General features: G+C 70.6%; 10 protein-coding genes and 2 pseudogenes. 6 read left to right on the top strand and 6 right to left on the bottom strand.

Annotation, left to right across the window (positions count from 1 at the left end; genetic code table 11):
* Positions 1 to 133: 133 nt before the first annotated feature.
* Together DMB66_RS28065 and DMB66_RS28060 are read left to right on the top strand one after the other, a co-directional pair.
* Positions 134 to 433 (top strand): annotated as a pseudogene (locus DMB66_RS28065) (AAA family ATPase); the annotation flags it as partial.
* A gap of 43 nt (positions 434 to 476) precedes the next feature.
* Positions 477 to 1187 (top strand): ABC transporter permease, encoded by a 711-nt coding sequence (locus DMB66_RS28060; RefSeq protein ID WP_125807120.1) that lies wholly within the window; start codon positions 477 to 479, stop codon positions 1185 to 1187.
* A gap of 6 nt (positions 1188 to 1193) precedes the next feature.
* Here the strand turns inward: DMB66_RS28060 and cimA are convergent, their stop codons facing one another.
* The gene (gene cimA / locus DMB66_RS28055) at positions 1194 to 2792 is read right to left on the bottom strand and encodes a citramalate synthase (RefSeq protein ID WP_125807119.1); all 1599 of its coding nucleotides are present in this window, start codon (positions 2790 to 2792) and stop codon (positions 1194 to 1196) included.
* 247 nt (positions 2793 to 3039) lie between these two features.
* On the opposite strand from cimA, the gene DMB66_RS28050 reads away from it, so the two are divergent.
* Positions 3040 to 3786, top strand: a complete 747-nt coding sequence (locus DMB66_RS28050) for a tyrosine-protein phosphatase (RefSeq protein ID WP_125807118.1) — start codon at positions 3040 to 3042, stop codon at positions 3784 to 3786.
* Between the two features lie 37 nt (positions 3787 to 3823).
* Positions 3824 to 4969, top strand: a complete 1146-nt coding sequence (locus DMB66_RS28045) for a glycosyltransferase (RefSeq protein ID WP_125807117.1) — start codon at positions 3824 to 3826, stop codon at positions 4967 to 4969.
* Positions 4970 to 5019: 50 nt separating this feature from the next.
* On the opposite strand, the gene DMB66_RS28040 is transcribed toward DMB66_RS28045, so the two are convergent.
* Positions 5020 to 6117, bottom strand: a complete 1098-nt coding sequence (locus DMB66_RS28040) for a branched-chain amino acid aminotransferase (protein WP_125807116.1) — start codon at positions 6115 to 6117, stop codon at positions 5020 to 5022.
* A gap of 391 nt (positions 6118 to 6508) precedes the next feature.
* The gene (locus tag DMB66_RS28035) at positions 6509 to 7546 is read right to left on the bottom strand and encodes a 3-isopropylmalate dehydrogenase (protein ID WP_125807115.1); all 1038 of its coding nucleotides are present in this window, start codon (positions 7544 to 7546) and stop codon (positions 6509 to 6511) included.
* Between the two features lie 429 nt (positions 7547 to 7975).
* Between DMB66_RS28035 and DMB66_RS28030 the strand changes: the two genes are divergently transcribed.
* Positions 7976 to 8311 carry a hypothetical protein gene (locus DMB66_RS28030; RefSeq protein ID WP_370319340.1) on the top strand — a complete coding sequence of 112 codons (336 nt, stop codon included), beginning with the start codon at positions 7976 to 7978 and terminating at the stop codon, positions 8309 to 8311.
* Positions 8312 to 8496: 185 nt separating this feature from the next.
* Here DMB66_RS28030 and serA read toward each other — a convergent pair whose 3' ends face one another.
* Entirely contained in the window at positions 8497 to 10095 is a 1599-nt protein-coding gene (gene serA, locus DMB66_RS28025; protein WP_125807113.1) for a phosphoglycerate dehydrogenase, read from the bottom strand.
* Positions 10096 to 10289: 194 nt separating this feature from the next.
* On the opposite strand from serA, the gene DMB66_RS28020 reads away from it, so the two are divergent.
* Positions 10290 to 11597 carry a hypothetical protein gene (locus DMB66_RS28020; RefSeq protein ID WP_125807112.1) on the top strand — a complete coding sequence of 436 codons (1308 nt, stop codon included), beginning with the start codon at positions 10290 to 10292 and terminating at the stop codon, positions 11595 to 11597.
* Positions 11598 to 12012: 415 nt separating this feature from the next.
* Here DMB66_RS28020 and mpgS read toward each other — a convergent pair whose 3' ends face one another.
* On the bottom strand, positions 12013 to 13263 hold the full coding sequence (mpgS, locus tag DMB66_RS28015; RefSeq protein WP_125807111.1) for a mannosyl-3-phosphoglycerate synthase: 1251 nt from the start codon (positions 13261 to 13263) through the stop codon (positions 12013 to 12015).
* 180 nt (positions 13264 to 13443) lie between these two features.
* A pseudogene (locus DMB66_RS28010) lies at positions 13444 to 13644 on the bottom strand (ketol-acid reductoisomerase); the annotation flags it as partial.

Genomic DNA, 13644 nt, shown 5'->3' with positions numbered 1-13644 from the left:
CCGGGCCGGGTCGGGGAGCCGCACCGCAGTCACCCCCCGGGACCCGCGCCCAGGATCGCCTTGAGGCCCGCCGTATAGGTGTCCGCCCGCACCGACTCCGGGTCGAGCCAGTGCTGGAGCCCCACCCCGATGTCCAGGGCCAGCAGTAGTGCGGCGAGCTGATCGGCTCACAGCGCTCTGCATGGCGATCGTCGAGCCGGGCAGCCTGGTGATGCTCGACGAGCCCACCAACGACGTCGACCCGGTGCGCCGCCGGCTGCTCTGGGAGCAGGTGCGCGGGCTGGCCACCGAGGGGCGCGGGGTCGTGCTGGTCACCCACAACATCGCCGAGGCGGAGCGGGCGATCGACCGGGTCGTGGTGCTGCACAACGGCCGGGTCGCCGCCGCCGGCACCCCGGCCGCCCTCACCGCGGGCCGGAAGCTGACCCTTGAGGACGTCTACATCGGGCTGACCGAAGCTTCGGAGGTCGACCGCGATGCGGCATTGGCTGCGTAGCTACCTGCTCCTGCTGCGCTGGTCGGCGATCCGGCTGCGCTACCTGCTGCCGCTCGTACTGGTCATTCAGAGCTTCCTGTCGGTCGGCATCGTGATCGGCTTCGCGTTCCTGCTGCCGTCGATCGACCCGGCGACCGCGCTCTACCTGTCCACCGGCGCGCCCACGCTCGGGCTCATCACGATCGGCATGGTGCTGGCGCCGCAGATGGTGGCCCAGGCGAAGACCGAGGGCACGTTCGCCTACAACCAGACGCTGCCGGTGCCGCGGACCGCCGTCCTCGGCGCGGACATCACCACCTGGCTGCTCGTCGGCGCGCCGGGGCTGCTGCTGGGACTGTTGGTCGCGGTGCTGCGCTTCGACCTCACCCTGTGGGTGAGCTGGCTGGTGGTGATGTCCGCGCCGAGGACGGCGGTCGCGTACGCGGCCCCGCCGGCGGTGACGAGCATGGTCAGCCAGCTGATCGTCTTCGTCGCGCTGATGTTCTCGCCGATCAACTTTCCGGCGGAGCGGCTCCCGGGGTGGCTGCAGGCGATCCACGTGGTGCTGCCGTTCGAGCACATGGCCCGGGCTGTTCGCGACACGCTCACCACTCCCTCGGAGGGCATCGCGGTGCTGCCGTTCGCGGTGCTGGCGGCGTGGTGCGCGGCGGGCCTGGTCATCACGCTGCGGGTGATGACCAGGCGCGGCTGACGGGGCTCAGGCGGCGGTGGTCGCGGTGCTGCCGCTGTGGGCCAGGCCGAAGGTCAGCGCGTCGGTGAGCGCCTTCCAGCTCGCCTCGACGACGTTCTCGTGCACGCCGACGGTGGTCCATTCGCGGGCGCCGTTGCTGGTCTCCACCAGCACCCGGGTGATCGCGTTCGAGCCGTGCGAGCCCTCCAGGATGCGGACCTTGAAGTCGGCCAGCTCGAAGGACTTCAGCTCCGGGTAGTGCTTGGACAGCGCCACCCGCAGGGCCTCGTCCAGGGCGTTGACCGGGCCGTTGCCCTCGGCCGTGGCGATGATCCGCTCGCCGCGTACCCGGAGCTTGACCGTGGCCTCGGAGACCACCGCGCCGTCCTCGCGATGCTCGACCTGCACCCGGTATGACTCCAGCGCGAACGGCCGGACGAAGTCCGCGCCCGGCAGCTCGCCGCGTACCAGAAGCTCGAAGGACGCGTCGGCGGCCTCGAAGGACCAGCCACCCGCCTCCAGGTCTTTGACCTTGCGGGTCACCGCCGTGAGGGTGTCGGGGTGGCCGGCCAGTTCCAGCCCGAGCTCGCGGCTCTTGAGCTCGATGCTGGCCCGGCCGGCCATCTCGGTCACCAGGATCCGCATGTCGTTGCCTACCACCGACGGGTCGACGTGGTTGTAGAGCAGCGGATCCACCTTGATCGCACTCGCGTGCAGCCCCGCCTTGTGAGCGAATGCCGCGGCCCCGACGTAGGCCTGGTGGGTGTCGGGGGCGATATTGGCGATCTCGGCGAGCGCGGTGGACACCCGCGTCGCCTTCGTGAGGCAGCCGTCCGGTAGGACTCGCAGCCCCAGCTTGAGTTGCAGGTTGCTGACCACGGCGAACAGGTCGGCGTTGCCGGGCCGCTCGCCGTAGCCGTTGGCCGTGCACTGGAAGTGTTCGACGCCCGCCTCGACGGCGGCGATGGTGTTGGCGACCGCGCAGGACGTGTCGTTCTGGCAGTGGATGCCGAGCCGGTCCGCGGTCACCCCGGTGCGCGCGACGACGTCGTTGATCGCGGCGGTGATCATCGAGGGCAGCATGCCGCCGTTGGTGTCGCACATGACGACGCGCTCGGCCCCGGCATCGAACGCGGCCTTGACCACGGAGGCGGTGTAGTCGGGGTCGTAGCGGAACCCGTCGAAGAAGTGCTCGCAGTCGACGAACGCACGGCGGCCGTTGGCGACCAGGTGGGCGACGGTGTCGCGGACCATCGCCAGGTTCTCCTCGCCGGTGGTGCGCAGCGCCCGCTCGACGTGCCGGATGTCCGACTTGGCGACCACGCAGACGACCGGCGTCTCGGCGTCGAGCAGCGCCCGCACCTGCGGGTCCAGGGCCACGTCGACGTTCGCCTTGCGGGTCGCGCCGAACGCGACCAGCACCGCGTTCTTCAGCTTCAGCTCGGTGCGCGCCCGGGCGAAGAACTCGGTGTCCTTGGGCATGGCGCCCGGCCAACCGCCCTCGATGAAGCCGACCCCGAACTCGTCGAGCAACCGCGCGACCGCGAGTTTGTCGACGACCGAGTAGCTGATGCCCTCGCGCTGGGCACCGTCGCGCAACGTCGTGTCGAACACCTGATAAGTCATGGAGGCTTCCTTTCCGAGACTGACGACCCAACAAAAAGACCCCCCGCGGATGCGGGAGGTCTGCACGTCGGCGGAGGGTCAGCCGGCGCGCTAGGTGCGAATAATCAGCACGGAGTGGGTCACGCCACGAAGCATGCCACGCAGCGTCGCCGCCGGAACCCAGAATCCACAAGCTGAGACAGCCGACCCCGAACGGGTGAGGAATTCGACACGGCCCGGCGTCGGTGGCGGCGGTTAAGTTGAACGGGTGGCAGTCGACAATCACCCCCGCAGCCTGACCTTCTCGACCAGCTACAACTTCCGCGACGTCGGCGGATATGCCGGCCTCGACGGGCGCACGGTGAGCTGGCGGCGACTGTTCCGCGCCGACTCCCTGCACCGGCTCAAGGGCGCCGACCTCGAGTCCTTCGAGGCGCTCGGCGTCCGGACCGTCATCGACCTGCGCCGGCCGTTCGAGGTCGAGGAGCACGGCCGGGTGCCGGAGTCCGCCGGGCTGGACTACCGCAACCTGGTGGTGGAGCACGTCGACTGGGAGTCGGTCGAGCATTCCGCGGACATCCCGCACGAGCGCTGGCTGGCCGACCGCTACCTGAACTTCGCCGAGGACGGGCAGGCCGGGCTGGCCGCGGCGCTGAGCGTGATCGCAGACCCGGCGGCGGCCCCGGCGGTCGTGCATTGCATGGCCGGCAAGGACCGTACGGGCGTGGTGTGCGCGCTGACGCTGTCGCTGCTCGGGGTGTCCGATGCGGACATCGCCCAGGACTACGCGCTGACCGAGGTCGCGATGGCGTCGCTGACGGCGTACCTGTTGCAGACCAAACCCGAGATGGTGCACGACAAATACCACATGTTCGACTGCCCGCAGGACGCGATGCTGCTGTTCCTGGCGGACCTGCGCGAGCGCCACGGCTCGGTGGAGGCCTACGTCCGCGAGATCGGGATCGGCGCCGAGCAACTCGCCGCCCTGCGCGAGCACCTGCTGACGTCCGGCTGACAGACACGCCGCCGCCGCGGGTGTCTACTTGCGGGCCATGCGAGTCCTCGTCAGCACCTGGCCGGCCCACGGGCACCTGCTACCGCTGCTCCCGCTGATCCGGGCGGCGCAGCGCGCGGGCCACGACGTGGTCGTCGCCTCCGGCGCGGAGGGCGTCGCCGAGGCGAGCCGGCGCGGCCTGCCGACCTGGGACATCGGCCCGAGCCGGGCGGAGGCCGACGCCGCCTTCCGCGCCCGGGTGCCAGACCTGACCGCGGTGCCACCGGAGCACCGGATGACCACCGTCGTCGGCGGGATCTTCGGCGCGGCGGCCTTCGCCCGGGCCGCGAAGCTGGTGCCCCGCGCGGAGCAGTGGAAGCCCGACCTGGTGGTGCACCCGATCACCGAACTGGCCGGCGCGGTGGTCGCCGCCCGCACCGGCGCCCGACACGTGGTGCACGGCCTCGGCCCGCTCCCGGCCGAGGCCTGGGACTGGTTCGGCGCCCGCCTCGGCGACCTCAGCGGCGAATGGGAGGTGCCGGACCTCCCAGCCACCATCCTGGACACCCCTTACCTGGACAACTGCCCACCGGCGCTGCAGGCGGACGCGGTACGGGCGTTCCGCAACCGCCGCCCGCTGCGCCCGACCTCCGGCGAGGTGCTTCCCGGCGAACACCTGCCGTGGGACCTGGACGACCTGCCCTACCAGCGCAGCGTGCACCTGACCCTGGGCACACTGTTCTTCGGCGCGACCGACGTCTTCCGAACGGCCCTCGCCGGCCTCCGCGGCCTGCCGCTCAACGTGCTGGTCACCGCGGGTCCCGGCAGCGACCCGCAGCGCTTCGGCGCCCAGCCGGCGAACGTCCGCATCGCCGACTTCGCGCCGCACGCCCTGCTACTGCCCCGCTGCGCGGGCCTGGTCACCCAGGGCGGCGCCGGCACGATCGTCGCCGCCCTCTGCCACGGCCTGCCCCACCTGATCCTGCCGCAGGGCGCGGACCAGTTCGCCAACAGCGCGACCGCGGTACGGGCCGGCGTGGCGCTGGCCCTGCCCCCGGCGGAGCTCAACCCGGCGGCCGTGGCGCACGCGGCGACCAAGCTCCTCGAGGACTCGGCCCTCACCCGCACGGCCCGCACGATCCAGGCCGAGATCGACACCATGCCCGCCGCCGACGAGGTCCTGGGCGCACTCCTGGCGGGCTGAAGACAGGCCTGTGGTCTGGGGACGGCATGGCCGCCCCCAGACCCACGAACTCACAGAACTCGATGCACCCAACCGAACGGATCCGCGGCCCGGCCGCGCTGGATGTCGACCAGTTCCTGCCGAAGCCCCATGGTGACCGCACCGGACCCGCCGTCCGCGACGGTGAACTCACCCTCCGGGGAGCGCACCGTGCCGATCGGAGTGATCACCGCGGCGGTGCCACAGGCGAAAGCCTCCCGGATCCGCCCCGAGGCCGCCCCGGTGCGCCATTCCTCGAAGCTGATCGGCCGCTCCTCGACCCGGCGGCCGGCGCGCTCGGCCAGCTTGATGACCGAGTCCCGGGTGATGCCGGGCAGGATCGTGCCGGTCAGCGGCGGCGTCGCCAACGAGCCGTCGTCCAGCACGAAGAAGACGTTCATCCCGCCGAGTTCGTCGACGTACTTGCGCTCGACCGCGTCGAGGTAGACCACCTGCTCGCAACCGTGCTCGAACGCGTCGGCCTGCGCGGAGAGGCCCGCGGCGTAGTTGCCACCGCACTTCGCCGCGCCCGTACCGCCGGGCGCGGCCCGGGTGTAATCCGGGGTGACCCAGACTGTCACCGGCGTGACCCCGCCGCTGAAGTACGCCCCCACCGGGGAGGCGATGACCAGGTACAGATATTCCATCGCCGGGCGCACCCCGAGGAACACCTCGCTGGCGTACGCGAACGGCCGAAGGTACAGGCTGCCCTCGTCGCTCTGCGGGATCCAGCCCTGGTCGATCGTGATCATGTGGCGCAGCGACTCGAGGAACATGGCCGGCGGCAGCACCGGCATGGCCATCCGCTGCGCGGACTGGCCAAAGCGGGCGGCGTTGGCGTCCGGGCGGAACATGGTGACGCCACCGTCCGGCGTCGCGTACGCCTTCAGGCCCTCGAAGATCTCCTGCGCGTAGTGCAGCACGGCCGAGGCCGGGTCCATCGGGATGGGGGCGCGGGCTTCCACCCGGGGCTCATACCAGCCCTTGCCCTCGGCATACCGGATGGTGACCATGTGGTCGGTGAAGATCCGACCGAAGCCCGGGTTGGCCAGCAGCGTCGCCCTGTCCGCGTCGCTTACGGGCGCCGGGTTCGGACGGATCTCGAAATCGAGGTTGTCACCACCATTCATGGCAGTTGACCTGCTTTCTGTCACAAAGAATGAAGAGGTAGCACCCGCAGTGCTCCACGAACTTACCCCGAACGGTCGTTCAAAGCCGACCGCGGGCGTGCTCCCATCCAGCCATGCCGCCACCGCCCTTGACCAGCCTTCTTGGGGCGCCGGCCCGGCGGCTTTCCACGAGCGCTGACTCAGCGGCCTTGGAGCGCTGGCGCGGCCGCCTTTGGGATGCCGAGTCAGCGGCCTTGGAGCACCGGCTCGGCCGCCTTTGGGGCGCCGGCTCAGCGGCCTTGGAGCACCGGCTCGGCCGCCTTTGGGGCGCCGAGTCAGCGGCCTTGGAGCGCCGGCTCGGCGGCCTTATCGGAGCGCCGGCTCGGCGGTGGGACGACGAAGATGGGCGAGATCAGGCGGCCGCGGTAGCGGCGACCCGGTCTCCGACCTCGGCGGTACGCAGCGGCGCTCCCGGAGTGCGGGAAGCGACCTCGGCCGCGACCGCCTCGGATACTCGGCGGGCCTCGTCGGGGTGCCCGAGGTGTTCGAGCAGCAGCGACGCGGAGAGGATGGCGGCCGCCGGGTCGGCGATGCCCTGGCCGGCGATGTCCGGCGCGGAGCCGTGCACCGGCTCGAAGGTCGACGGATACTTGCGCTCCGGGTTGACGGAGCCGCTGGCGGCCATGCCGATGCCACCGGTGACGGCGGCAGCGATGTCGGTGAGGATGTCACCGAAGAGGTTGTCGGTCACCACCACGTCGAACCGCTGCGGGTTACTCACCATGAACATGCTCGCGGCGTCGATGTGCTGATATTCCGTGGTGACGTCGGGGAACTCGGCGGCGACCGCGGCGAAGGCGCGCGCCCAGAGCCCGCCCGCGTGGGTGAGCACGTTGGTCTTGTGCACGAGCGTCAGATGCCGTCGCTCGCGGCGCTGCGCCCGGGAGAACGCGTCGCGCACGACCCGCTCGACGCCGAACCGGGTGTTCAGGCTCTCCTCGGTGGCGATCTCGGCGGGGGTGTCCTTGTGCAGGACGCCACCGGCGCCGACGTAGAGACCCTCGGTGCCCTCGCGGACGACGACCATGTCGATCTCGCCGGGCTTGATGCCGACGAGCGGGCTGACCGTGCCGGGCCAGAGCCGGGACGGGCGCAGGTTGACATACTGGTCGAAGTCGAAGCGCAGCTTGAGCAGCAGACCACGCTCGAGCACGCCCGGCGGGACGCTGGGGTCGCCGATGGCACCGAGCAGGATGGCGTCGTGGGCGGCCAACTCGTCCTGGATGGCCTGCGGCAGGACCTCATGGGTGCGGTTGTAGAAGCGGGCGCCGAGGTCATAATCGTCGAACTCCACCTGCGGGAGCACGGCCTCGATCACCTTGCGCGCCTGCGCGGTCACCTCGGTTCCGATGCCGTCGCCGGCCACCACCGCGATCCGCGCCACCGTCACGTCCACTCCCTCAGTCGGTCCGACCGTTCGACCCTAGTCCGCCGTCCCGATCTCTGACACAGCAGTCCCAGAGTATGGATGAAAATCGCCCTGAGATGCGTGCTGCCTCACGGCTGGGCGCTTCACCACGGCCGGACGCTTCACCACGGCCGGGATGCGAACAACCCCCGTCGATCGCGGCAACGATCGCGGGGGCTGTCACGACCGGTACGCGTGGCTCGCGCCCGCCGGGGGTGCATCACCGCACGGGGCAGCCGCGGAAGTGTCACCCGAAGACACGTCCGCATAGCCCGTGCGGCAGGACCAACGCTAGCGATGCGGACTAATGTCGCGCAAGACGCATCCCCCGCGTGTCGGGGCGACAACCGACTCGACCGCCCGGCGGTATGGCACCATGCGCCGGTGAGTTTTGACCTCGTGGTGTGGGCCATGGACAACACGGACATGCCGGATGACGTGCGTGCCGCGAACGCCCGGTGCGCCCGTGGTGAGCACCCACAGCGCCCCGCCGATCCGCGCGTCGTCGCCTTCTATGACGCCCTGACCAGCAACTATCCCGACCGCGGGCCACGGGCCACGCTCTCCGGCTCACCCTGGGCGAGCGCTCCGCTGCACGCCGCGGCGGACCACATCCAGATGCGGCTGGACGAGAACTGCCCCGACGCCGTGCTCGAGACGATCGAGCGACTCGCCGGTGAGCTCAATCTCGACCTGCTCGACCTGCAAGACGGCACCGTGTATCCCCCACCGGTCAAGACTCGTTAGTCCTCGCGCGGATCGGCCGACCCTCGCGCGGATCGGCTGGTCACGCAGATCGGCCGACCCTCGCGCAGACCGGCCGGCCACGCAGATCGGCCGGCCACGCAGATCGGCCGGCCACGCAGATCGGCTCAGCCCTCGCACGCGCGGCTCAGCACTCGGGCAGGCGGCTCAGCACTCGGGCAGGCGGCTCAGTCCTCGCGCAGGTCGGCGATGCTGCCCCGGGCCGAGCCGATCGCGGCCGCGACCGTCGAGAGCAGCTCCGCGTCCACCGAGGAGTCGACGGTCAACGCCATCAGCGCCTCGCCACCGGCTTCACGCCGGGCCACCTGCATCGCCGCGATGTTGACCCCGGACTCGCCGAGGATCGTGCCGATCGCGCCGACCACGCCGGGCCGGTCCGGGTAGCGGAAGAACAGCAGCACGCCGCCCGCGTCGAGCTCCAGGTCGAACTCGTCGACCTGGGTGAGCTTGCGGGCCTCGCGGGTGCCCGTACCCGTGACGCTGCCGGCCACGCTGACCGTGCGCCCGTCCGGCAGCGCTCCGCGTACCGTCACGAGGTTTTGGTGATCGGAGACCTCGCGGTCGACGATCAGCTCGACCTCGACGCCGCGGTCCGCCGCGAGTTGCGGGGCGTTGACGTAGGTGACCCGCTCCTCCACCACCGCGGTGAACAGGCCTTTGGTGGCGGCCAGCTTGAGCACCGCCACGTCGTGCGACACGATCTCGCCGCGCACCTCCACGGTCACGCTGGCCGCGATGCCGCCCGCGACCGCGGTGAAGACCTTGCCGAGCCGCTCGGCGAGCCCGAGCAGCGGCCGCACGTCCTCGTCGACCACGCCGCCGGCTTGCACGTTCACCGCGTCGGGCACGAACTCGCCCTGCAGCGCCAGCTTGACGCTGCGGGCCACGGACAGCCCGGCCTTGTCCTGCGCCTCGGCGGTGGACGCGCCCAGGTGCGGGGTGACCACCACGTTGTCGAAGGCGAACAGCGGCGACTCGGTGGTCGGCTCGGTGACGAAGACGTCGATGCCGGCCCCGGCGACCCGGCCTTCGGCGAGCGCGTCGGCCAGCGCCCGCTCGTCGATGAGCCCGCCGCGGGCGGCGTTGATGATGCGCACCCCCGGCTTGACCGTGGCCAGCTCCTTCTCACCGATCAGGCCGACCGTCTCCGGGGTACGCGGCAGGTGGATCGAGATGAAGTCGCTCTCCCGCAGCAACTCGTCCAGCCCGACCAGCCGCACACCGAGGTGCGCGGCCCGGGCCGGCTGGATGTACGGGTCGTACGCGATCAGCCTGGTCCCGAACGCGGCCATCCGCTGCGCGAACAGCACGCCGATGCGCCCCAGCCCGACCACCCCGACGATCTTGCCCTGCACCTCGACCCCGGTGTATTTCGCCCGTTTCCACTCGCCCCGCTTGAGCGCGGCGCTGGCGTCGGCGGTGTGCCGGGCCACGGCCAGCAGCAGCGCGATCGCCTGCTCGGCGGCCGAAACGATGTTGGAGGTCGGCGCGTTGACCACCATGACGCCGCGCGCCGTGGCGGCGGGTATGTCGACGTTGTCGAGGCCGACGCCGGCCCGGGCGATCACCTTGAGGTGCGGGGCGGCGCCGACCGCCTCGGCGTCGATCCGGGTGGCGCTGCGCACGATGACGGCGTCCGCCTCGGCCAGCGCGGCGAGCAGCGCCGGCCGGTCCGTGCCGTCGACATGGCGGACGTCGAAGTCGTAAGCCAGCACGTCGATGGCGGCGGGGGCCAGTTCCTCGGCGATCAGTACCACGGGAGTCATACGTCTCCAGTTGTTGTCTCGCAGGCGGCCGGCCGCCGGCCTTTCCGCGATCGTAGGGCGTGACGCGACCATTACGGCATGTCATCTCAAGGTGACCGGCCTCACATGTATGAAACCTCCCGGTACGTTTTCGGCACCACGCCCGCCGCATCGATAGCCGACTTTTGTCGCACCGGGCCGCTAGCCTCCACGGCATGTCTGAAGCACCTGCCGACGCCGAGGAACTCGACGAGGACCACGGCTCCCAGATTCCCGAGCCACCCCGGCGGGTGCCATTCGGGGTGGCCGTCACCACCGCCCTGCTCGGCATGCTGTCGCTGCCGCTGATCATCCTGTCGATGGCGACACTGTTCTCCGGCGAAGCCTTCTCGGTCAGCATCGGCGAGGCCACGCTCCGAGGGCTGGGCGCCGCGGTCGCCGCCATCTGCGCCGTGCTGGTCGTCGCGGTCGCCTGGTCGTTCGTGCGGGACGGCAACACGATCGGGCCGATGGTCGTCGGCCTGCTGGTCGTCGTCACCGGCCTGATCCTGCTGGCTACGGGCGTGGCCGGGGTCACTCCCGACACCGAAGAGCTACGGATGGGCATGGTCGCGCTGGTGCTCGGCCTCGGCGTGCTGCTGGTGCCGCTGCTCGGCCACGGGCCGGCCTACCTGGCGGCCCGCCGAGTGTGGTCGCGGGCAGAGCGCGACTGGCTGCAGGAGCTGACCACCACGGAAACCCCGCCGATGGCCCACCCGCAGCAGTGGCCGGGGCACTACGGGCAGCCACAGCAGCAGTGGGGCGCCACACCGCAACAGCAGTGGGCCGGCGCACCACAACCGCAATACCCGCCACAGCCCGGCTATCCAGCCCAGCCCGCCCAGCCCGGCTACACCGCGCAGCCCGGCCACCCCGCCCAGCCCGGCAACCCCGCGCAGCCCACCCAGCCCGGCCATCCCGCGCAACCCGCCCAGCCCGGCCATCCCGCTCAGCCCGCGCAGCCCGCGCAACCCGGCTACACCGCCCAGCCCGGCCATCTGCCTCAATCGGGCTACCCGGCGCAGTACCAGTACCCGGCGCAGCAAGCGCAGGGATGGGCCGGCCAGCAGCCGCAGCAGGCCTGGCCCGAGGCCACGGTCCCGCCGTGGTCCGGCCAGCAGGCCCCAGCCCAGCCCTTCCCCACCTCCCCGGCCCAGCCCTTCCCAGCCGCCCCTGTCCAGCCGTTCCCAGCGCTCCCAGCCCAGACCGACAACACTGCGGCACAAGCCGAGAACACTGCGGCACAAGCCGAGGGCGCCCTGGTGCCGGCCGAGAATGCCGCGATACCGGCCGGGAGCCAGCCGATCTCCGCCGAAGGCATCCCGGCCGAGGCGGTGCAGTCGCAGGCAGCACAGCCCGAGGGATCGTGGACGCCGGTCGAGGATCAGCCGGCGCCGGTGCCGCTCGCTGCCGCCCAGCAGGCGCCCACTGAGCAGATCCGGCCTGCCGACCTGCCGCCTCCGCAGGACCCACCACGCCAGTAGGAAGTGCAGAGTGGCGGCCAGCTGGAGATCCATCGGGAAGCGGGCACGCCGAGGCTGACCCCGTCCCGGCAGGAGTGGCCAACTTGTCGGGGCCGGAAGACGTTGGAGATGGCTCGGCCCCACTGCGGATCACTTGACCTCGGCGTGTCCGTGTCGCGGTAGCTGGCCGGCGAACCCGTAGCGGCTCCCAATCGTCATCGGCCAACGCCGGGCGGCCGAGACTCAGCCCGAGCATCCCCACCCGAAATACCCCGGTATGGCACCGTCAGCTCAGGCACCTGACAGCGGCTCACCGAAGGACCTCGCAAAAGCCTCAACTCCGCACCACACTGGCACGAGATCTCCCCCGGCCGGTGTCGTCCGGGGTGAGCTCCTGAAACTCATCCGGGCGAGACAAGATCGCCGACCCAGACCGTCAGACGCTGAGGCGAGGGATGGCGTGCCGCTCGATTGGGGGCGCCGCCGGATACCCGGCTGACGCCCGGCCGTCGAACTGGCGGAAGGACAGCGCCTCCGCGTCCAGACCGTCGTAGAGCAGTTCCAGGTCCAGGCTGCCCACCGGCGGGTAGACCCGCTCGCGTGGCGGTTCCTGGCCGACCTCGAGAGCACCCTGCGCCACCATGAAGTCGATGATCGCCTGGCGCACCGAGGGCAGCGTGACCGGCGAGTGGTACACGACGTTCAGGGCCTGCATCCGCATGCCCTGCACGTGTTCCTCGCCCTTGTTGTCGTGGAAGTGCGGGTTGCGGGTCTCGATCTGCAGCACCGGCACCGAGCTGGCCATCACGTCCGGGCTGGCGCTCTCCAGGATGCCGCCGAACTGCTCGAACAGGTCCATGTACTCGTACGGCTCGACCGCGAAGCCGCCGGCCAGCCGCAGCTTCAGGCCCAGGTCCAGGGTCATCGCGTGCTCGCCCGCGTTGCCGGTGGCGATGACCTCGGTGCCGAAGCCCGAATACTCGGCGAGGAAGCGGTTGAGCCACTCGTTGGTGATCTCGGAGCTGCGGCCCCGGCGGCTGAAGAACAGCCGCCCGTCGCGCAGCTTCGGCTTGGAGTGCCAGGAGATCCGGACCATCGAGTACGGGCTGTCGGCCAGCCACAGCCCGGCGGCGTAGGCCTTGCAGTATTCGTGGACCGCGCCCGGCACGTAGTTGTCGGCGTCGACGTAGCCGAGGTAGCGCCGGCCCGACATCGCGGCCAGGGCCATCCCGATCAGCATGGCCTCGCCCTTGCCGGCGCGGACCAGACCGTCCTCGCCGATCAGTTCCTCCATCCCGGCGGCCTTGAATGCGGCGGCCAGTCCGGGGTCTTTCTGATGCACGCTGATCGCCGAGCGCCCGGCCAGCCGGCAGAACTGCTCGAGGGTCTGCGCCTCGATCTCGTATCGGTCCACCGGCAGCTTGTCGCTGTTGGAGACCAGGACAATGAGACAGTCGTGGGGAATTCCGGAGAGCACGCCCTCGATGACGCTTCGTGACTCATTCATACACGGCACGACGATTACCATTTGCGATTCAACCGCGCGTAAGGCTTCCGGGGGCACGACTCGACTGCCCGCCGAAAAGGCCTCATGCAGGGCGCCCGAGTCGAGCTCGATCACCCTCTGCAGCTCATGAATCCGGACCGCGCCGAAGCGCTCGCTCCGGAAAGAATCAGCCAGTCGCATGCGGCGAATCTACCTGCTGCTGTCCACTCCAGAGCGCCCGAACAGTGCACAATTCGATGTCGACGGCCGGTTTGGTAAGCGGGACGTAACGCCTATGTTTCAAGTAGTCGAATGGCTACGCAAAACGCCGGATCGCGGCGCCTTGCGGCACTGCGACCCGGCGTCTGCCGGCCATAAGCGTCAGGCTGTTTCGGTGATCGGGCGGTCGACCCAGCTCATCATGTCGCGCAGCTTCTTGCCGGTGACCTCGATGGGGTGCTCGGCGCCTTCCTTGCGGTATTGCGCCAGGGCCGGGCCACCCGCCTCGTCGTCGGCGATAAGCGCCTTGGTGAATTCGCCGGACTGGATCTCGGCGAGGATCTTCTTCATCTCCTGCTTCAC

It is taken from the genome of Actinoplanes sp. ATCC 53533 (assembly GCF_003947245.1).
The sequence above is the reverse complement of the archived record's forward strand: the minus strand, read 5'-3'. Positions and strand labels throughout refer to the sequence as shown.

Bases quoted from the DNA above. Each gene is read 5' to 3' on its own strand.
- DMB66_RS28060 (WP_125807120.1), top strand. From the start codon at position 477: ATGCGGCATTGGCTGCGTAGCTACCTGCTCCTGCTGCGCTGGTCGGCG.
- cimA (WP_125807119.1), bottom strand. From the start codon at position 2,792: ATGACTTATCAGGTGTTCGACACGACGTTGCGCGACGGTGCCCAGCGC.
- DMB66_RS28045 (WP_125807117.1), top strand. From the start codon at position 3,824: ATGCGAGTCCTCGTCAGCACCTGGCCGGCCCACGGGCACCTGCTACCG.
- DMB66_RS28040 (WP_125807116.1), bottom strand. From the start codon at position 6,117: ATGAATGGTGGTGACAACCTCGATTTCGAGATCCGTCCGAACCCGGCG.
- DMB66_RS28030 (WP_370319340.1), top strand. From the start codon at position 7,976: ATGGACAACACGGACATGCCGGATGACGTGCGTGCCGCGAACGCCCGG.
- serA (WP_125807113.1), bottom strand. From the start codon at position 10,095: ATGACTCCCGTGGTACTGATCGCCGAGGAACTGGCCCCCGCCGCCATC.
- DMB66_RS28020 (WP_125807112.1), top strand. From the start codon at position 10,290: ATGTCTGAAGCACCTGCCGACGCCGAGGAACTCGACGAGGACCACGGC.
- mpgS (WP_125807111.1), bottom strand. From the start codon at position 13,263: ATGCGACTGGCTGATTCTTTCCGGAGCGAGCGCTTCGGCGCGGTCCGG.